Genomic DNA, 18,760 nt, shown 5'->3' on the forward strand with positions numbered 1-18,760 from the left:
TCATTCCGGTAGACCGAGATCCGACATCAGGAGCCTTCAGACCATGACCGAGACGGCAACCAGCGAGCTGGACGACGCCTTCCACGTCTTCGACACCACCCTGCGCGACGGCGCCCAGCGCGAGGGCATCAACCTGACCGTCGCCGACAAGCTCGCCATCGCACGGCACCTGGACGACTTCGGCGTGGGCTTCATCGAGGGCGGCTGGCCCGGCGCGAACCCCCGCGACACCGAGTTCTTCGCCCGCGCCCGCGCGGAGATCGACTTCCGGCACGCCCAGCTGGTCGCCTTCGGCGCCACCCGCCGGGCCGGCGCGACGGCCGCCGAGGACCCGCAGGTCAGGGCGCTCCTGGAGTCGGGCGCTCCGGTCGTCACCCTGGTCGCCAAGGCGCACGACCGGCACGTGGAACTCGCCCTGCGCACCACCCTCGAGGAGAACCTCGAGATGGTCCGCGACACCGTCTCCCACCTGCGCGCCCAGGGCCGCCGGGTGTTCGTCGACTGCGAGCACTTCTTCGACGGCTACCGCGCCGACCCGGAGTACGCCAAGGCCGTCGTGCGGACCGCCGCCGAGGCCGGCGCGGACGTGGTCATCCTCTGCGACACCAACGGCGGCATGCTCCCCGCCCAGGTCCACGCCGTCGTCTCCACCGTCCTCGCCGACACCGGCGCCCGCCTCGGCATCCACGCCCAGGACGACACCGGCTGCGCGGTCGCCAACACCCTCGCCGCCGTCGACGCGGGCGCGACCCACGTCCAGTGCACGGCGAACGGCTACGGCGAGCGCGTCGGCAACGCCAACCTCTTCCCGGTGGTCGCCGCGCTGGAACTGAAGTACGGCAAGAAGGTGCTGCCCGAGGGCCGGCTGCGCGAGACGACCCGGATCTCCCACGCCATCGCCGAGGTCGTCAACCTCACGCCCTCCACCCACCAGCCCTACGTCGGCCTGTCCGCCTTCGCGCACAAGGCGGGCCTGCACGCCTCCGCGATCAAGGTCGACCCGGACCTGTACCAGCACATCGACCCCGAGCAGGTCGGCAACACCATGCGGATGCTGGTCTCCGACATGGCCGGCCGCGCCTCCATCGAGCTCAAGGGCAAGGAGCTGGGCGTCGACCTCGGCGACGACCGCGAGCTGGTCGGGCGGGTCGTCGAGCGCGTGAAGGAACGCGAGCTGAAGGGCTACACCTACGAGGCGGCCGACGCCAGCTTCGAGCTGCTGCTGCGCACGGAGGTCCAGGGCGGCCGTCCGCTGCGCTACTTCGAGGTCGAGTCCTGGCGGGCGATCGTCGAGGACCGCCCCGACGGCACCCACGCCAACGAGGCCACGGTCAAGCTGTGGGCCAAGGGCGAGCGCATCGTCGCCACGGCCGAGGGCAACGGCCCGGTCAACGCCCTGGACCGGTCCCTGCGGGTGGCGCTGGAGAAGATCTACCCGCAGCTGGCCAAGCTGGAGCTGGTCGACTACAAGGTCCGCATCCTGGAGGGCAAGCACGGCACCTCGTCCACCACCCGCGTCCTGATCTCCACGTCGGACGGCACGGGGGAGTGGGCGACGGTCGGCGTCGCGGAGAACGTGATCGCCGCCTCCTGGCAGGCCCTGGAGGACGCCTACACCTACGGCCTGCTGCGCGCCGGGGTCGAGCCGGCCGAGTAGACCGCGGCCGGCCGGCCGCCGTCTACTCGGCGGTCAGGGGGCGCGCCAGACGTTGGCGAAGGCGTCGTCCTCGATGCGCCGCCGCTGCCGGACCGCCTCGAGTTCGGTCAGGGCGTCCTCGACGGTGGCCGACACCCGCGTGAGCGCGTCCCCCTGCGCGGGGTCGGCGTCGTCGGGGGCCCCGACCGGCGCCTCCTGGATGCCGAGGGTCGCCGCCAGCGTGGCGAGGACCGGCTCGCGCACCGCCCAGCGCTCGCCCGCGCGGTGCCGGGCGGCGGAGTCGGCGCGCTCGGTCCGGCCGCCGAGCCGGGGCAGCAGCCGCCGGGGCGCACCGGCCCGGCGGCCCTCCGCCTCCAGCGCGGTGGCGTACCGGGCGGCCAGGCCGTTGCCCCGGCGCCACAGCCAGTCCTCGACCGTCTCGTACGGCTCCTCCCGCACCAGCGAGGCGCTCGCCTCGTCCAGCATCGGGTCCCCGGTCGGGCGCTCGCCGAACGGCACCAGCCGGTCACCGTCCAGCGAGAGCGCCCCGGCGTCCAGGAGGTCGAGGACCTCCGCGCCGGCGAGGGCGAGCGAGAGGTCGCCCTGCGCGACGGGCCGGCTGGACGGCTCGTCCAGCGCGACGATCAGCAGATCCTGTGCGGTGCTCATCCCGGCCTCCCGGTGCGGACGTCCCGGTCAGGGTACCGGCCGGGTGCCGTCGGGGCCCTGGGGGTGACGGCGGCCGGCTACCGCAGGGCCCACTTCTGGTTGGCGGCCCCCGTGCACGACCAGATCTGGGCACGGGCGCCGTTGGCCGAGGAGTTGTCGGTGACGTCCAGGCACTTGTTCGCCGCGGTGTTCACCACGTCGCCGGTCGCCGCGTTGTACGACCACCGCTGGGCGCCGGTGCCGTTGCAGTCGTAGAGCTGCACCTTGGCGCCGTCGGCGGTCGAGGCGGAGGCCACGTCGAGGCACTTGCCGAGGGCCTGGACCGAGCCGTCGGGCTGCACGGTCCAGCGCTGGGCCGCCGAGCCGTTGCAGTCGTAGAGCTGCACGGCGGTCCCGTTGGCGGTGGCGCCGCCCGCCACGTCCAGGCACTTGCCCGCGAGTCCCACGAACGCGCCGCTCTGCCCGCCCCCGCCGGACTGCGTCCCGGACCAGGTGAAGGTGGCCGACGTCTTGCCGGGCAGGGAGTAGGTGGCGTGCTGGCCGCCCCAGTTGAGCATCACCGTGCGGGCGGAGGCGGAGTCGTTGTAGGCGATCAGCGCCTTGGAGCCGTCGGGGTTGCGCCAGGCGACGTTGGGGACGGCGGACGAGGCGGTGGACGCGATCCGCTGGGCGCCGGGGCGCACGAACTTCGTCAGGTGGCCCATCGTGTAGTACTCGACGGTGTAGTCGACGGTCCCGCTCGCCCCGTCGCCGTTGTGCACGGTGATCAGGCCGCTGCAGGTGCCGCAGCCCCCGTTGTGCGGGCCGCGGTTCTGGTCCACCGCGAGGGACCACTTGGTCACCGACTTCGCCCAGTTGCGGGTGTAGTCGATGATGTTGGACATGTCCTCGCGCTGCTGGTTGGCGATCCAGGTGCCGCCGGAGTGTTCGGTGCCGAAGGCGTCCAGCCCCGGGTACTGGTTGTGCACCGTGGTCTGCTTGGCGATGTCGCCGCCGTAGCCGTGCCAGGCGATGCCGCCGAAGTTGGGGTGGCTGCGCACGGCCGCGTCGTCCACGGTCTGGGCCGCGTAGGCGTCGTAGGTGTCCCAGTTCCAGTCGTGCGCGAGGACCTTGGTGGACAGGCCCGCCGCCTGGAGCTTGGGCAGCAGCTCGCTCTTGGTGAAGTACGCCAGCCCGCTCGCGTTCCAGCTCATCGACGGGTAGCCCGAGCAGCAGGTCGGCTCGTTCTGCGCGGTGACGTAGGCGACCGGGACGCCCTGGTCGCGGTAGGCCTGGAGGTACTTCACGAAGTAGGAGGCGTAGGCCCCGTAGTCCTCGGCCTTCAGCCAGCCGCCGTTGAGCGAGCCGCTGTCCTTCATCCAGGCCGGCGCCGTCCACGGGGAGGCCATCACGGTCAGGGCCGGGTTGAGCTGGAGCGCCTGCCGGGTCAGCGGGACCACGTCGGCCAGGTCGTGGGCGAGGGAGAACTTCGCCAGGGACGGGTCGGTCTGCCCGGCCGGGACGTCGTCGTAGGTGTAGCCGAAGCGGGCCAGGTCGGACGCGCCCATGGGGTTGCGCAGGAACGACAGGCCGATGCCGTCGGTGGGGGAGAACAGCTTGCGCATGGTGGCGTCCCGGGTGGCCGGGGACAGCGCTCCGCTGCTGTTCATCAGCCAGGCCGCGGTGTCGGTGAAGGACGCGCCGCCGCCGGTGAAGGTCTGGTACCGGGTGTTCTCGTCGACGGTGATGTTCTCGCCGCCGCCCCCGGTGCCGGACTGGAAGGCGAACGGCGCCTGCGCCTGCAGGCCGCGCACCACGTGCCGTCCGGCGTCGTCGTCGGTGGTGGTGAGGTAGGCGGTGACCTGCTCGCCGGAGGCGTGCGCGGCGGGGCCGGTGGCGCTCAGCCCGGCCAGGGCGAGCCCGGCCGCGAGCAGCAGCCGGAGGGTGTGGGGGGATCGTCTCATCGGTGCATGCCCTTCTGACGGGACGTCTTGACGGGTCTGCGGCGGCTTGGTTAAGTCTCGGAGGTTGTTAACTCACGATGTGATCTAAGTCATGAGTGAACTGCTCGAGCCAGAGTGAACCAGAGAGTCGAGGGAAGGTCCATGCCAAGAACCGCCCTGCTCGTCTCCACCGCCCTGTGCGCCGCACTGCTCACCCCGGCCGTGTCCCGGGCGGCCGCCGACCCGCCGTCCGTCGCGGTCGACCGCTTCGAGGGCGAGGTGCCGTTCGCGTCCCAGCCCGCCGAGGGCATCTTCACCTGGGGCGGCGACAGCGACGACCCGCCCGCCCTCCAGCTGACCGCCCGCCCCGACGCCCCCGAGGGCGAGAAGGTCCTCACCGGCACCTACGACATCAGCGGCTACGGCGGCTTCACCCACGACTTCGCCGCGGACCGGCCCGCCCACGACTGGTCCGCCCACCGGGGCGTCCGCCTGTGGTGGGAGGGGCAGGGCACCGGCAGGAAGATCGCCTTCGAGATCAAGGACGGCGGCGCCCACGGCGAGGCCTCCGAGCTGTGGACGACCTCGTTCACCGACGACTTCACCGGCTGGAAACAGGTCGAACTGCCCTTCACCGACTTCGTCTACCGCACCGACTACCAGCCCGTCGGCGGCATCGACCACGTCCTCGGGCTGACGCAGATGTGGGGCTACGCCCTCACCCTGCCCGTCGGCGTCAAGGGCCGGTTCGCCGTGGACGGCGTCGAGCTGTACGGCACCGCCGACCAGTCGCTGCGTGCCGCCGTCACCACCGACGCGGCCGTCCACCCGGTGACCGAGGGCGGCGACGCCACCGTGCAGGTCACGCTCACCACTACCGGCGCGGCCCCCGTCGACCAGCCCGTGACGGTCGCCTACGGGACCGCGGGCGGCACCGCCCGCCCCGGCACGGACTACACCCCCGTCTCCGGCACCCTCACCTTCCCCGCGGGCACGGCCTCGGGCGCCACCCGCACCGTCCGCGTCCACACCCTGAAGGACCGCTCCGCCGAGCCCGCCGAGACGATCCCGCTGAAGCTCACGGTGACCGGCGCCAAGCCGCCGGCCGAGGACCCCGAGGTCGTCGTCGACGCCCACGGACTGCCGTACCTGGACGCCAAGCTGCCCGTGCGGCGGCGCGTCGCCGACCTGCTCTCCCGGATGTCCCTGGAGGAGAAGGCCGGCCAGATGACCCAGGCGGAGCGCGGCGCGATGAGCGCGCCCGGCGACATCGCCGCCTACGGCCTCGGCTCCCTGCTCTCCGGCGGCGGCTCCACGCCCACACCCAACACCCCCGCCGCCTGGGCGAAGATGATCGACGCCTTCCAGCTGCGGACCCGGGCGACCCGCTTCCAGATCCCGCTGGTCTACGGCGTCGACGCCGTCCACGGCCACAACAACCTGGCCGGCGCCACCGTCATGCCGCACAACATCGGCCTCGGCGCCACCCGCGACCCCGCCCTCGTCCAGCGCACCGGCGCGGTGACCGCGGCCGAGGTCCGCGCCACCGGCGTGCCCTGGGACTTCGCGCCCTGCTTGTGCGTCACCCGCGACGAACGCTGGGGCCGCTCCTACGAGTCCTTCGGCGAGGACCCCGCCCTCGTCGAGTCGATGGAGACGATCGTCCAGGGCCTCCAGGGCCGCGCCGACGGCAGCGACCTGGACCGCTCCGACAAGGTCCTCGCCACCGCCAAGCACTTCGTCGGCGACGGCGGCACGACCTACGGCTCCTCCACCACCGGCACCTACACCATCGACCAGGGCGTCACCCACGTCACCCGGCAGCAACTGGAGGCGGTCCACCTCGCGCCGTACCAGGAAGCCGTCGACCGGGGCGTGGGCACCGTGATGCCGTCGTACTCCTCGCTGGACATCACCGGGGACGGCCGGGGCCCGGTCAGGATGCACGCCCGCGGCGACATGATCAACGGCGTGCTCAAGGGCCGGATGGGCTTCGACGGCTTCGTCATCAGCGACTGGAACGCCATCGACCAGCTGCCGGGCGACTACGCGGCGCACGTCCGCAGCGCCGTCACCGCGGGCGTCGACATGATGATGGTCCCCTACGGCTACAAGGACTTCGCCACCACGCTGGCCGGCGAGGTGCGGGCCGGACGCGTCAGCGAGCGGCGCGTCGACGACGCGGTCGCCCGGATCCTCACCCAGAAGTTCCGGCTCGGCCTGTTCGAGCACCCGTACGCCGACACCCGCGGGGCCGCGGCCATCGGCTCCCCGGCGCACCGCGCCGTCGCCCGCCGCGCGGCCGCCGAGTCACAGGTGCTCCTGAAGAACGACGGCGGCCTGCTGCCCCTGCGGACGTCGCAGAAGGTCTACGTCGCCGGCTCCAACGCGGACGACATCGGCAACCAGTCCGGCGGCTGGACCCTCACCTGGCAGGGCTCCTCCGGCGCCATCACCCCCGGCACCACGATCCTTGAGGGCCTGCGCGAGGCCGGCGGCCACGTCACCTACTCCCGGGACGCCTCCGCGCCCACGGCCGGCCACGACGTCGGCGTGGTCGTCGTCGGCGAGACCCCCTACGCCGAGGGCGTCGGCGACGTGGGCAACGGCCACGACCTGCGGCTGTCCGCCGCCGACCAGCAGGCCGTGGACACGGTGTGCGCGGCGATGAAGTGCGTGGTGCTGGTCGTCTCCGGGCGGCCCCAGCTCCTCGGCGACCGGCTCCCCGGCATCGACGCCCTGGTCGCCTCCTGGCTGCCGGGCACCGAGGGCGCGGGCGTGGCCGACGTCCTGTACGGCCGCCGTCCCTTCACCGGGCAGCTCCCCGTCACCTGGCCGAAGTCCGAGGCACAGCTGCCGATCAACGTCGGTGACACCGCCTACGACCCGCAGTTCCCCTACGGCTGGGGCCTGACGACGCTCACCCCCGCACCCCGGGGCGGTGCCGCCACCCTGAAGGCACTGGCCGCGGCCGCCCGGGCCGCCGACCGCGCCGGCGCGGACCGGACCGGGGCCGCACTGGTCGCCCGGGCCCGGCTGATCGTCCAGCAGAAGGCGGGGCAGCACATCACCGCCGCCTTCGCCGGGCCCTTCGCCGAGGCCGACCACCTGCTGCTGACCGGACGGTACGGAGAGGCGGTGGAGAAGCTGACCGCGGCCTACCGGGCCGCGTAGCCGACCGCGCCGGGTCACTTCGCCCGGTTCCGCGCCCTTCGGGTAGCTCCCCGATATCCGGGTAGTCCGGGGTCATGAGGCTCGCGACTCCTGCCCGAAGCGTGGGCGCGCTGCTGGCCGCGCTGGCGCTCGCCGTGCTGACCGTGCTCTCGGCGGGCGCCCCGCGCGCCGGTGCCGCCACCGGCGTCTCGCAGATCGCCGAGGCCCTGCGCGAGAGCCCGGTCTACGTCGACCCGGCCGCGTCCGCCCAGCTGTCCCCGGCGGACGCGCAGGCCCTGCGCAAGCGCATCGAGGACGCCGGCAAGCCGGTCTTCGTCGCCGTCCTGCCCGCCGATCACCCGACCCGGAACCTCTTCACCGACCTGCGCACCGCCACCGGCATCACCGGGGTGTACGCGATCCGCCTGGGCGACCGGTTCGACGCCCGCGCGGACTCCTCGGTGCTGCCGAACGCGGCCGTGCGCAACCTGGTCACCAGCGTCCAGGGCGACGGCGACGCGGCCACCCAGCTCACCGACTTCACCGAGCGGGCCGTGGCCCACATGGGCGGCCGGGCGCCCGCCGGCTGGAGGGGCACCTCCGGCGGCACCGGCATCTCCACCACGGCGCTGGTCACCACCGGCGCGGTCCTGGTCGCGGGCGGCGCGGGCGCGTACGCCCTGGTCAGCCGCAACCGGCGGCGCCGCGCCCAGGAGCAGCGGGCGGCGCTGGAGCGGCTGCGGGTGGTCGTCGACGAGGACATCACCGCGTTCGGCGAGGAACTGGACCGCCTGGAGTTCCACCCCGCCGAGCCGGGCGCCGACGACGCGATGCGCGCCGACTACGAGCGCGCGCTGGACGCCTACGACCAGGCCAAGTCGGCCATGGCCGCCGCGACCCGGCCCGAGGACGTCCGCGCGGTCACCCAGGCGCTGGAGGACGGCCGCTTCTCGCTGGCCCGGCTGGCCGCCCGGCGCGAGCACCGGCCCCTGCCCGAGCGCCGCCCGCCCTGCTTCTTCGACCCCCGGCACGGCCCCTCGGTGACCGACGCGGTGTGGAGCCCGCCCGGCGGCGCGGCCCGCGAGGTCCCGGTGTGCGCGGCGGACGCCGCCCGGCTGGCCGACGGCCGCGACCCGGCCGTGCGCGAGGTGGACAGCGACTTCGGCCGCCGCCCCTACTGGGACGCGGGCCCGGCCTACGGCCCGTGGGCGGGCGGCTACTTCGGCGGCTACGGCGGCGGCCTGCTGCCGGGCCTGCTGGTCGGCACGATGCTGGGCAGCATGATGGCCACGCCGTCCTACGCGGCCGCGTACGGCGCCGGCTACGGCGACTTCGACACCTTCGGCGGCGGCTACCAGGGCGGCGACGTCTCGGGGGCCGACTTCGATCCGGGTGACTTCGGCGATTTCGGCGGCGGGGGCGGCGGCGGGGACTTCGGAGGGGGCGGGGGCGGCGGCGACTTCGGCGGGGGCTTCTGACGCCGGCCCGGCGCTGGCGCGCGCGACGACGAGCGCCCGTCGACCCCGCGGTGCGGGGGACGGGCGCTCGTCGGTGCTGCGGGCGGTGCCGGGCCGGCGTCAGGCGGCGCGGATCGCCGAGATGTCGAAGGTGAGCTTGATCTTGTCGGAGACCAGCACGCCACCCGTCTCCAGCGCGGCGTTCCAGGTCAGGCCCCAGTCGGAGCGCAGGATCTCCGCCTTGCCCTCGAAGCCGACGCGCTCGTTGCCGAACGGGTCCTTGGCGGCGCCGTTGAACTCCAGGTCGATGGTGAGCGGCTTGGTCACGCCGAGCAGGCTGAGCTCGCCGGTGATGCGGTAGTCGTCGCCGCCCAGGGCCTCCGCGCCGGTGGAGCGGAAGGTCATCGTCGGGAACTCCTCGATCTTGAAGAAGTCCGCGCTCTTCAGGTGGCCGTCACGGTCGGCGGACCCGGTGTCGATGCTGTCCATCCGCACGTCGAGGGTGGCGGTCGAGCGCGCGGGGTCGGTGCCGTCCAGGTGCAGCGCGCCGGTGAAGTCGGTGAACTTGCCCTTGACGTTGGTCACCATGGCGTGCCGGGCGACGAAACCGATCGTGGAATGCGCCGGGTCGATCGTGTAGTCACCGGTGAGGGCGGCCAGGTCCGGGTTCACGGCGGTGGCCTCGGGGGTGGCGGTGGTGGTGTCGCTCTTGCGGCCGAAGATGCTCATGGGGTGCTCCTTGGGGACGGGAGGGTGTTCCGTTGAATGTTCAACGACCTCAACGAGAACGACCCTAGACCTATTCCGTTCAAGTTTCAACATCATTCGCAGCGTGTCGTCGGCGTGACGCCGGGTGCCCGTCGGACGGCCCCCGGAGGACCGGATAGGCTCGGGGGATCACTCCACTGGGCGCCGCCCGTTCCCCTCTCATTCTCCCGCGCGCGCGGCCCCCTGCCAGCGGGCGCTTTGTGCCACCCCTACAACCGGCACACCCCCTGAGCAGTCGGAAAGCCTGCATCCCGGCCGAGTTCTGTCCGGTGGTACCAGGAAAACGCTCCGGAGACTGTACGGAGTCGACGGCTCGCTTTCCCCGGTGGGCTTCGTAAGGTCACTACATGACCGTTTTGGAAGAGACGACGGGTGAGCCGACCGGTGAGCCGACCGACGCGCGCGGGCGCGTGGCGGAGCTGCACGAGATCCGTGCGCAAGCACTCGCCGGACCGAGCGAGCGGGCGACCCAGGCGCAGCACGCCAAGGGCAAGCTGACCGCCCGGGAGCGGATCGAGCTGCTGCTGGACCCCGGCTCCTTCCAGGAGGTCGAGCAGCTGCGCCGGCACCGGGCCACCGGCTTCGGCCTGGAGACCAAGAAGCCGTACACCGACGGTGTGATCACCGGCTGGGGCACGGTGGAGGGCCGCACGGTCTTCGTCTACGCCCACGACTTCCGCATCTTCGGCGGCGCGCTCGGCGAGGCCCACGCCACGAAGATCCACAAGATCATGGACATGGCCATCGCGGCCGGTGCCCCGCTGGTCTCCCTCAACGACGGCGCCGGCGCCCGCATCCAGGAGGGCGTCTCCGCCCTCGCCGGGTACGGCGGCATCTTCCAGCGCAACACCAAGGCCTCCGGCGTCATCCCGCAGATCTCGGTGATGCTCGGCCCGTGCGCGGGCGGCGCCGCCTACAGCCCGGCGCTGACCGACTTCGTGTTCATGGTCCGCGAGACCTCGCAGATGTTCATCACCGGCCCCGACGTGGTCAAGGCGGTCACCGGCGAGGAGATCACCCAGAACGGCCTGGGCGGCGCCGACGTGCACGCCGAGACCTCGGGGGTGTGCCACTTCGCCTACGACGACGAGGAGACCTGCATCGCCGAGGTGCGCTACCTCCTGTCGCTGCTCCCGCAGAACAACCGCGAGAACCCGCCGCGGGTGGAGTGCACCGACCCGGTCGACCGCCGCTCCGACGCCCTGCTCGACCTGGTCCCGGCCGACGGCAACCGGCCGTACGACATGACCAAGGTCATCGAGGAGATCGTCGACGACGGCGAGTACCTGGAGGTCCACGAGCGCTGGGCGCGGAACATCATCTGCGCGCTGGCCCGCCTGGACGGCCAGGTCGTCGGCATCATCGCCAACCAGCCGCAGACCCTCGCCGGTGTCCTCGACATCGAGGCCAGCGAGAAGGCCGCGCGCTTCGTGCAGATGTGCGACGCCTTCAACATCCCGATCATCACCCTTTTGGACGTCCCCGGCTTCCTGCCCGGCGTCGACCAGGAGCACGGTGGGATCATCCGGCACGGCGCCAAGCTCCTCTACGCCTACTGCAACGCGACCGTGCCGAGGATCTCGCTGATCCTGCGCAAGGCGTACGGAGGTGCCTACATCGTCATGGACAGCCAGTCCATCGGGGCGGACCTCACGTACGCCTGGCCGACGAACGAGATCGCCGTGATGGGCGCCGAGGGCGCCGCCAACGTCATCTTCCGCCGGCAGATCGCCGACGCGGAGGACCCCGAGGCGATGCGGGCGCGGATGGTCAAGGAGTACAAGTCCGAGCTGATGCACCCGTACTACGCGGCCGAGCGCGGCCTGGTCGACGACGTCATCGACCCCGCCGGGACCCGCGAGGTCCTGGTGAAGTCCCTGGCGATGCTGCACACCAAGCACGCCGACCTGCCCTCCCGCAAGCACGGCAACCCCCCGCAGTAACCGGGCGGACCCGCCGCGGCAACCCCGCGGACCCCTCTCTCACGGAGACTGACACCCATGAGCACCCCTGACATCCGCGTCGAGAAGGGCCACGCCGAGCCCGAGGAGGTCGCCGCCATCACGGCCGTCCTCCTGGCCCGCGCCGCGGCCCGTCCCTCCGAGATCCCGGCCCACCGCGGCCGCGTCAAGGCCGGCTGGCGCCGCCTGGAGCGCGAGCCCGGCTTCCGCGCCCCGCACAGCTGGCGCTGAGCCCCCTGCGGCACACCGCAGAACGACGGAAAGGGCCCCTCTCCACCGGGAGAGGGGCCCTTTCCGTCGTCCGTCGTCCTGCCGCGGCGCGCCGTCCTACCGCAGGCGCGCCATCAGCGCGTGCTCGACCAGCGTGATCAGCGTCGACTTGGCGTCCGCGCGGTGGCGGGCGTCCGTCGTGATGATCGGGGTGTCGGGGCCGATCTGGAGGGCCTCGCGCACCTCGTCGGGGTTGTAGGGCTGCTGTCCGTCGAAGCCGTTGAGGGCGATGACGAACGGCAGGCCGCTGTTCTCGAAGTAGTCCACCGCGGGGAAGCAGTCCGCGAGCCGGCGGGTGTCCACCAGGACCACCGCGCCGATGGCGCCGCGCACCAGGTCGTCCCACATGAACCAGAAGCGGTCCTGGCCGGGCGTGCCGAACAGGTACAGGATCAGGTCCTGGTCCAGGGTGATGCGGCCGAAGTCCATGGCGACCGTGGTGGTCGTCTTGTCCCCGGTGTGGGTGAGGTCGTCGATGCCCGCCGAAGCAGACGTCATGACGGCTTCCGTGCGCAGCGGGTTGATCTCCGAGACGGCGCCGACGAACGTGGTCTTGCCCACGCCGAAGCCGCCCGCCACCACGATCTTCGCGGATGTGGTGGAGCGACTACCGGAAATCGACCCGCCGCTAGAGCTTGCGAAGTCCACTGAGCACCCTTTCGAGCAGTGTCACGGCTGGCTGGCCGCCGGCGTTCTCGTCGCCGCCGGGCTGATGGATGGCGACCAGGCCCGCCTCCGCCAAGTCGGCGACGAGGATCCTGGCCACGCCGAGGGGGATCGTGAGCAGGGCCGAGACCTCGGCCACCGACTTGATCTCACGGCACAGGTTGCAGATCCGCTGATGCTCGGGCAGCTGGCCCTGCATCTGGTGCGGAGCCGCGGTGGTGTGCACCAGCGCCTCGATGGCGAGCTGGTACCGCGGGCGGGTCCGGCCGCCGGTCATGGCGTACGGACGCACCAGGGGATTGCTGGCGCCCCCGGCGGGCGCCGGCTCAGGGGTACGGCGGTGCGGCTGCACGGGCTGGATGCGCGGTGCCTGCGGCTGGTCGTACGGGGACGGGCCGGGGCCCTGGGGCGCGTACGGCTGCCGGTGGCTCGGCGTGGAGGGGAAGTTGTACGGGTTCGCCGAGCCGTCGTTCGGGCCCTGGGCGGGACCGTACGACCAGTTGCCCGAAGACGGACCGCCTGGGGGTGTTGCCACTGTCTTTCCTCCTCCGACTGTGCCTGGCACCCGTCGTGGGGTAGCCGCGTCCCGAAACCCTACGGCCTCGGGACGCCAAAACGCACCGTACGTCTGTCAGTTGAGCAGGCTGCCTTGGAGCTCCGCACGAAGGTCGGGCGTCAGGACCGTGCCGGCACGGTCCACCAGGAGGGCCATCTCGTACCCGATGAGGCCGATGTCCGCCTCCGGGTGGGCCAGGACCGCGAGCGACGATCCGTCGGAGATGGACATGATGAAGAGGAATCCCCGCTCCATCTCCACAACGGTCTGGTTCACGGCGCCGCCCTCGAAGATGCGGGACGCGCCTGCCGTGAGGGACGTCAGACCGGAGGCGACGGCCGCGAGCTGGTCGGCGCGGTCGCGGGGAAAGCCTTCGGACATCGCCAGAAGGAGTCCGTCGGCGGAGACCACCACCGTGTGGGACACCCCCGGGGTGTTGTCCACGAAGTTGGTGATCAACCAGTTCAGGTTCTGTGCCGCCTGGCTCATCGGGCTCACACTAACGCTCCTGGTTGTAGGTGCTGTCAGGACCGAAGCCCTGGCCGTTCGTTTCACTGCCTGCGGTGCGGCCTCGCTGGACGCCGCGCCGCAGGTTGCTCAGCCTGCCCCGGACGTCCTCCGGGGCGCGGGAGACCTGTGGGCCTCCCTGGGGGGTGTTCTCGGCGGCGCCCTCGACCAGGTTGGCCTTGGGCACCCGCCGCGGCAGGCCGGAGGAGGTGACCCCGCCCGCCTTGGGCTTGCGCAGCTGCGCGGCCTGCTGCCAGCGCTCGTCGTTCGCCGAACGCCAGTCGTCGTTGCCGCTGTTGCCGTCGGGAACCGGAGCCGGCGTCTCCCGGTGCACGGGCCGCTGGGCGCCGTTCGTACCGTTCGCCGCGAAGCCTCCGCGGCGGGGAAGTCCGGCGTCGGTCAGCTCGTGGCCGGCGGGGGCAGCCGGTCCCGGACGGTCGAAGCCTACGCGGTCCTGCTCGCCCGCGTCAGCGGCCTGCGCGGATTCCGCTTCCGGAGCGTACTGGTCCGGGTAGCCGTTCTGGTAGCCGGTCTGCTGCGGCCAGTCGTCCTGGTAGGACCGCTCGTCGTAGCCGTTCGCGCCGTCCTGGGTGTTCGCCGCCTGCGCGGCCTGCTCCTCCTGCGCCGGCTCCGCATAGCCCTGCTCGGGATAGCCGCCGTTCGCAGCGAAGGCGTCGCCGTGGGAGGAGAAGGTGTCGCCGCGGCCACCCGTGCCGTCGCCGGCGAACGGGTCGGAGAAGGACTCGTTCTGCGGCAGGCCGCCGTTGGGCGCGTAGTACTGCTCGTCGTACGACGTCTGCTGGTCGTAGCCGTGCTGCGGGGCGGGCGGTTCGGCGTAGCCGGTGGCGCCGCCCTCGTAGGAGGCGTTCTGCGGGGCGTCGTAGCCGTTCTGCGCATTCTCGTAGCCGCCGCGGGCACCGTCGTAGGGCGAGGCGTGGCCGTCGAAGCCGTCGTCGAAGCCGTCGCCGTACGCGGGCCGCTCCTGCTCCTGGCGGTCCGGCTCGCCGGGCGACGGGGACTCCAGGGCCGCGCGGCGCTCCTCGCGCATCAGCGAGCGGCCCACCGGGTCCAGGTCGCGCAGGTCGTCGGGCACCTCGGTGTAGCGGCTGTCGTCGAAGCCGAGCTCGGCGGCCGTGCGCATCGGCTGGGCGAAGTTCTCGCCGCCGTAGTTCTGCTCCGGGATGATCTGCGAGACGGTGAACTCGTCGCGCTGGGTCGCCGGTTCGCCGCCGCCGCCGTGGGTGATCGCGTCCGGCAGCATGACCAGCGAGGTGGTGCCGGCCTGCTCGCCGGAGGGGCGCAGCTGGACGCGGATGCCGTGCCGGTCGGACAGCCGGCCGACCACGAACAGGCCCATGCGCTGCGAGATCGCGGCGTCCACGGTCGGCGGGTTGGCCAGCTTGTGGTTGATGTCCGCGAAGTCCTCGGCGGTCAGGCCGATGCCCTTGTCGTGGATCTCGATCATGACGCGGCCGTCGGGCAGCCGGGTCGCGGTGACGCGGACCTTGGTCTGCGGCGAGGAGAACGTGGTGGCGTTCTCCAGCAGCTCGGCCAGCAGGTGCACGAGGTCGGTCACGGCACGGCCGTGGATCTCGGCCTCCGGGACACCGGACAGCTCGATGCGCTCGTACTGCTCCACCTCGGAGGAGGCGGCGCGCAGCACGTCGACCAGCGGGACCGGCTGGTCCCAGCGGCGGCCGGGCTCCTCGCCGGCGAGGACCAGCAGGTTCTCGCCGTTGCGGCGCATACGGGTCGCGAGGTGGTCCAGCTTGAAGAGGTTCTCCAGCTGGTCCGGGTCGGCCTCGTTGTTCTCCAGGTCCGTGATCAGGGTCAGCTGGCCCTCGATCAGCGACTGGTTGCGGCGCGAGAGGTTGGTGAAGATCGCGTTGATGTTGCCCCGCAGCAGGGCCTGCTCGGCGGCCAGCCGGACGGCCTCGCGGTGGACCTGGTCGAAGGCGCGGGCGACTTCGCCGATCTCGTCCGTGGTGGTGATCGGGATGGGCGCGACCCGGGTGTCGACCCGGCCGGGGTCGGTGCGCGAGAGCTGGTCGACCAGCATCGGCAGGCGCTGCTCGGCGATGCCGAACGCGGCGTTGCGCAGCTGGCGCATGGACCGGGACATCTGCCGCGCGACCGCGCCGGCCAGGATGAACGCCAGCAGCAGCGCGACCACGACGGCCGCACCGGTGATGATCGCGGAGGTCTTGGCGTCGGCGGCGATGTCCGAGGCCTCGGTCACCGCCTTGTCGGCCATGTCCGACTCGATCTGCCGGTAGGCCGTGTACTTGAGGGTGGTGACCGCCCACCAGTTCTCGGGCGTGATGCCCTGGGTGGCGAGCGCGGCACGCTCCGAGCTGTCGGTGCTGGTCAGCCCCGACATGCCGGCGACCATCAGGGCCGGGTCCGAGGGCGGCGGCACGTAGTCCGGGTCCTTGGACTTGGCCTCCTGGGCCTGGGCCGCGGCCTGCGTCTTCGTCTTGGCCTGCAGGTCGGCGAGCTTCTGCGCGTCCTGCTCGGTACCGCCGCCGATGTACTCCTCGACGGCGATGCCCTCGAGGTAGGCGTACGAGGAGAGCGCCACCCGCTGCTTGGCGAGGTCGGCCTTGGTGGGGCCGGGGTTGACCAGCAGGTGCGTGCCGATCGCGCGGTCCAGGGAGAGCGCGGCCTTGGTCAGCGAGATCGCGTAGACGGTACGGCCGTAGGAGGTGATGTTGCCGGTGCCGAGACCGAGTTCGTTGGCGAACTCCATCAGCGGGTGGGCGACCTGGACGTAGCCCTCCTCGGTCTGCACGCCCTTGAGGTTGGTGGTGTAGGCGGCGGTGCGCAGCGCCTGCAGCTTGGGCTCGACCTCGCGGAAGAGCTTCAGGCGGCGCTCCAGGCCCGGCTTGGAGGGCATGTTCTGCGCGGCCACGTTGAAGGCGTCCGCCGCCTTGTCGGTGGCGTCGCGGGCGCCCTTCACGGTCGAGTCGTCCTTGCCGGCGCCCTTGAGCAGCGGGGCGGCGGTGGTGTCACGCTCGTTGTAGAGGGCATCGGCGTAGGTGAGGGAGGCCTGCACCAGGCGCGCGGTGTTCTCCGCGTCCTCCGCCTCCTGCCAGGTGTCGATCGAGTTCTTCACCTGGAAGCCGCCCATGACCAGGCCGACCACCACGGGTATGAGCAGGATCGCGTTCAGCCGGGTGGGCACCCGCCAGTTGCGCGGGGACAGCCGGCCGCCGCTCGGTGCGGGCGCGGCCGACGGCTCCGAACCGGGCACGGGGGCGGGCGCCGCTCCGCGCGACGGCGGGGTGAAGTTGCCCCGGGCCGCGGGCTCGGGACTTTTCTTGCTTCGCCTCACTCGACCAACAACCTCTCGGCGGTCGGCACCATCGTCGTGCCGCAGTCTCTCAGAGCCCGGTCAGCCATCGACCATGAGTACGTCATTGACTATTGGGCAGTTCAGGCATTCCAGCACGTCAACCAGTGCTGTTCCAAACACTCGGATGAGTCGATTCCGCGTGATGTAAGTCCCAGATAAAACGGTCATAAAGAGCGAGCCCCGCCAAAAGACGGGGCCTTCGTGCGCGCAGCGAGACCAACCGACCGCACGGTGTGTCGGTGCCGGTCGATTCCTCTGCCGAAACGTTATGAACACCGGAGCCGACCGTGTCAAACGCCACAGTCGGCTCCGATTTGTCTACGGCAACTGCCGTACGCGAGGGACGACTTGAGCGTTACCTCAGCCGGGCCATCAGGGCGTGTTCCACCAGCGTGATCAGCGCACTCTTCGCGTCGGCACGGTGCCGGGCGTCCGTCGTGATGATCGGGGTGTCCGGTCCGATCTGCAGCGCCTCGCGCACCTCGTCGGGCGAGTAGGGCTGCTGTCCGTCGAAGCCGTTGAGGGCGATGACGAACGGCAGGCCGCTGTTCTCGAAGTAGTCCACCGCCGGGAAGCAGTCCGCCAGGCGCCGGGTGTCCACGAGCACCACCGCGCCGATGGCGCCGCGCACCAGGTCGTCCCACATGAACCAGAAGCGGTCCTGGCCGGGCGTGCCGAACAGGTACAGGATCAGGTCCTGGTCCAGGGTGATGCGGCCGAAGTCCATGGCCACCGTGGTGGTGGTCTTGTCCCCGGTGTGGGTGAGGTCGTCGATCCCCGCGCTGGCGGAGGTCATGACGGCCTCCGTGCGCAGCGGGTTGATCTCCGAGACGGCGCCCACGAACGTGGTCTTGCCGACGCCGAAGCCGCCCGCCACCACGATCTTCGCGGAGGTGGTGGCCCGCCCTCCGTCAGAGCTTGCGAAGTCCACTGAGCACCCTTTCGAGCAGCGTCACGTCCGGTGCGCCGCCGTTGTTCTCGTCGCCACCCGGCTGGTGGATGGCGACCAGGCCGGCCTCGGCGAGGTCCGCGACCAGGATCCGCGCCACGCCGAGCGGCATGGCGAGCAGCGCCGACACCTCGGCCACCGACTTGACCTCACGGCACAGGTGGCAGATGCGCTGGTGCTCGGGAAGCAGTCCCATGAGCGCTGCCGGGTCGGCCGTGGTGCTGATCAGCGCCTCGATGGCGAGCTGGTAGCGCGGCCGGGTCCGGCCACCGGTCATCGCGTACGGACGCACCAGCGGCTGGTCGCCCTCGTCCCCGTACGGCTCGGCGTACGGATCATGATGGGCGGTGGGCGGGGTCATGAATCCTCCGGGCGGGACAGCAAGTCTCGGTCAGTCGTGCCGTCTGACGGGGCCGTGGGGGGATTGTGGCGGCCGGACGGTGATTTGGTGAGGCGGGTGGATCCGGAAGCGGTCAGTGGAGCAGACTGCCTTGCAGTTCGGCGCGCAGGTCGGGCGTGAGCACCGCGCCCGCGCGGTCGACGAGCAGCGCCATCTCGTAGCCGACGAGGCCGATGTCGCACTCGGGGTGCGCGAGGACGGCGAGGGACGAGCCGTCCGAGACGGACATGAGGAAGAGGAATCCCCGTTCCATCTCGACGACGGTCTGCGCCACGCTGCCGCCCTCGAAGATCCGGGAGGCCCCGGCCGTCAGCGACGTGAGGCCGGAGGCCACCGCCGCCAGCTGGTCTGCGCGGTCGCGGGGGAAGCCCTCCGACATCGCCAGCAGCAGACCGTCGGCGGACACGACGACGGTGTGGGACACCCCCGGGGTGTTGTCCACGAAGTTCGTGATCAACCAGTTGAGGTTCTGTGCCGCCTGGCTCATCTGG

Annotated in this window: 15 protein-coding genes; 5 read left to right on the forward strand and 10 right to left on the reverse strand. The window is 71.8% G+C overall.

The window, feature by feature from the left end; translation table 11 throughout:
* Window positions 1-43: 43 nt before the first annotated feature.
* A complete protein-coding gene (gene cimA, locus AQJ30_RS26350; RefSeq protein WP_067238912.1) occupies window positions 44-1,657 on the forward strand; it encodes a citramalate synthase in 1,614 nt (537 codons plus the stop codon).
* Window positions 1,658-1,690: 33 nt separating this feature from the next.
* Here cimA and AQJ30_RS26355 read toward each other — a convergent pair whose 3' ends face one another.
* Both AQJ30_RS26355 and AQJ30_RS26360 read right to left on the reverse strand, forming a co-directional pair.
* A complete protein-coding gene (locus AQJ30_RS26355; protein WP_067238914.1) occupies window positions 1,691-2,305 on the reverse strand; it encodes a GOLPH3/VPS74 family protein in 615 nt (204 codons plus the stop codon).
* A gap of 77 nt (window positions 2,306-2,382) precedes the next feature.
* On the reverse strand, window positions 2,383-4,248 hold the full coding sequence (locus AQJ30_RS26360) for a ricin-type beta-trefoil lectin domain protein (RefSeq protein WP_067238917.1): 1,866 nt from the start codon (window positions 4,246-4,248) through the stop codon (window positions 2,383-2,385).
* 141 nt (window positions 4,249-4,389) lie between these two features.
* Between AQJ30_RS26360 and AQJ30_RS26365 the strand changes: the two genes are divergently transcribed.
* Both AQJ30_RS26365 and AQJ30_RS26370 read left to right on the forward strand, forming a co-directional pair.
* The gene (locus AQJ30_RS26365) at window positions 4,390-7,401 is read left to right on the forward strand and encodes a glycoside hydrolase family 3 protein (protein WP_067238919.1); all 3,012 of its coding nucleotides are present in this window, start codon (window positions 4,390-4,392) and stop codon (window positions 7,399-7,401) included.
* 74 nt (window positions 7,402-7,475) lie between these two features.
* Window positions 7,476-8,858: a hypothetical protein gene (locus AQJ30_RS26370; RefSeq protein ID WP_067238922.1), complete on the forward strand. Its 1,383-nt coding sequence runs from the start codon at window positions 7,476-7,478 to the stop codon at window positions 8,856-8,858.
* A gap of 99 nt (window positions 8,859-8,957) precedes the next feature.
* Here AQJ30_RS26370 and AQJ30_RS26375 read toward each other — a convergent pair whose 3' ends face one another.
* Window positions 8,958-9,566 (reverse strand): YceI family protein, encoded by a 609-nt coding sequence (locus tag AQJ30_RS26375; RefSeq protein WP_067238925.1) that lies wholly within the window; start codon window positions 9,564-9,566, stop codon window positions 8,958-8,960.
* A 386-nt stretch (window positions 9,567-9,952) separates the two neighbouring features.
* Here AQJ30_RS26375 and AQJ30_RS26380 point away from each other — a divergent pair, with 386 nt between their 5' ends.
* Both AQJ30_RS26380 and AQJ30_RS26385 read left to right on the forward strand, forming a co-directional pair.
* The gene (locus tag AQJ30_RS26380) at window positions 9,953-11,548 is read left to right on the forward strand and encodes an acyl-CoA carboxylase subunit beta (RefSeq protein ID WP_067238926.1); all 1,596 of its coding nucleotides are present in this window, start codon (window positions 9,953-9,955) and stop codon (window positions 11,546-11,548) included.
* Window positions 11,549-11,605: 57 nt separating this feature from the next.
* Window positions 11,606-11,797 carry an acyl-CoA carboxylase subunit epsilon gene (locus AQJ30_RS26385; protein WP_067238929.1) on the forward strand — a complete coding sequence of 64 codons (192 nt, stop codon included), beginning with the start codon at window positions 11,606-11,608 and terminating at the stop codon, window positions 11,795-11,797.
* Window positions 11,798-11,893: 96 nt separating this feature from the next.
* Here the strand turns inward: AQJ30_RS26385 and AQJ30_RS26390 are convergent, their stop codons facing one another.
* The 7 genes from AQJ30_RS26390 to AQJ30_RS26420 form a co-directional block, all read right to left on the reverse strand.
* Window positions 11,894-12,484 carry a GTP-binding protein gene (locus AQJ30_RS26390; RefSeq protein ID WP_067238932.1) on the reverse strand — a complete coding sequence of 197 codons (591 nt, stop codon included), beginning with the start codon at window positions 12,482-12,484 and terminating at the stop codon, window positions 11,894-11,896.
* Window positions 12,465-13,037, reverse strand: a complete 573-nt coding sequence (locus AQJ30_RS26395; RefSeq protein ID WP_067238934.1) for a DUF742 domain-containing protein — start codon at window positions 13,035-13,037, stop codon at window positions 12,465-12,467. The genes AQJ30_RS26390 and AQJ30_RS26395 overlap by 20 nt, the downstream gene beginning before the upstream one ends.
* A gap of 96 nt (window positions 13,038-13,133) precedes the next feature.
* Window positions 13,134-13,547, reverse strand: a complete 414-nt coding sequence (locus AQJ30_RS26400; protein WP_067239279.1) for a roadblock/LC7 domain-containing protein — start codon at window positions 13,545-13,547, stop codon at window positions 13,134-13,136.
* Between the two features lie 10 nt (window positions 13,548-13,557).
* Window positions 13,558-16,899, reverse strand: a complete 3,342-nt coding sequence (locus AQJ30_RS26405; RefSeq protein ID WP_067238937.1) for a nitrate- and nitrite sensing domain-containing protein — start codon at window positions 16,897-16,899, stop codon at window positions 13,558-13,560.
* Between the two features lie 376 nt (window positions 16,900-17,275).
* Complete coding sequence (locus AQJ30_RS26410) at window positions 17,276-17,851, reverse strand: GTP-binding protein (RefSeq protein WP_009190815.1); 576 nt, start codon at window positions 17,849-17,851, stop codon at window positions 17,276-17,278.
* Window positions 17,832-18,230 (reverse strand): DUF742 domain-containing protein, encoded by a 399-nt coding sequence (locus AQJ30_RS26415; protein ID WP_009190816.1) that lies wholly within the window; start codon window positions 18,228-18,230, stop codon window positions 17,832-17,834. The genes AQJ30_RS26410 and AQJ30_RS26415 overlap by 20 nt, the downstream gene beginning before the upstream one ends.
* A gap of 112 nt (window positions 18,231-18,342) precedes the next feature.
* A complete protein-coding gene (locus tag AQJ30_RS26420; protein ID WP_003993189.1) occupies window positions 18,343-18,756 on the reverse strand; it encodes a roadblock/LC7 domain-containing protein in 414 nt (137 codons plus the stop codon).
* Window positions 18,757-18,760 lie beyond the last annotated feature (4 nt).

It is taken from the genome of Streptomyces longwoodensis, assembly GCF_001514125.1.
GTDB classification, from domain to species: domain Bacteria; phylum Actinomycetota; class Actinomycetes; order Streptomycetales; family Streptomycetaceae; genus Streptomyces; species Streptomyces longwoodensis.

Bases quoted from the DNA above. Each gene is read 5' to 3' on its own strand.
- AQJ30_RS26375 (WP_067238925.1), bottom strand. From the start codon at position 9,566: ATGAGCATCTTCGGCCGCAAGAGCGACACCACCACCGCCACCCCCGAG.
- AQJ30_RS26385 (WP_067238929.1), top strand. From the start codon at position 11,606: ATGAGCACCCCTGACATCCGCGTCGAGAAGGGCCACGCCGAGCCCGAG.
- AQJ30_RS26365 (WP_067238919.1), top strand. From the start codon at position 4,390: ATGCCAAGAACCGCCCTGCTCGTCTCCACCGCCCTGTGCGCCGCACTG.
- AQJ30_RS26360 (WP_067238917.1), bottom strand. From the start codon at position 4,248: ATGAGACGATCCCCCCACACCCTCCGGCTGCTGCTCGCGGCCGGGCTC.
- AQJ30_RS26380 (WP_067238926.1), top strand. From the start codon at position 9,953: ATGACCGTTTTGGAAGAGACGACGGGTGAGCCGACCGGTGAGCCGACC.
- cimA (WP_067238912.1), top strand. From the start codon at position 44: ATGACCGAGACGGCAACCAGCGAGCTGGACGACGCCTTCCACGTCTTC.
- AQJ30_RS26420 (WP_003993189.1), bottom strand. From the start codon at position 18,756: ATGAGCCAGGCGGCACAGAACCTCAACTGGTTGATCACGAACTTCGTG.
- AQJ30_RS26400 (WP_067239279.1), bottom strand. From the start codon at position 13,547: ATGAGCCAGGCGGCACAGAACCTGAACTGGTTGATCACCAACTTCGTG.
- AQJ30_RS26355 (WP_067238914.1), bottom strand. From the start codon at position 2,305: ATGAGCACCGCACAGGATCTGCTGATCGTCGCGCTGGACGAGCCGTCC.
- AQJ30_RS26415 (WP_009190816.1), bottom strand. From the start codon at position 18,230: ATGACCCCGCCCACCGCCCATCATGATCCGTACGCCGAGCCGTACGGG.
- AQJ30_RS26370 (WP_067238922.1), top strand. From the start codon at position 7,476: ATGAGGCTCGCGACTCCTGCCCGAAGCGTGGGCGCGCTGCTGGCCGCG.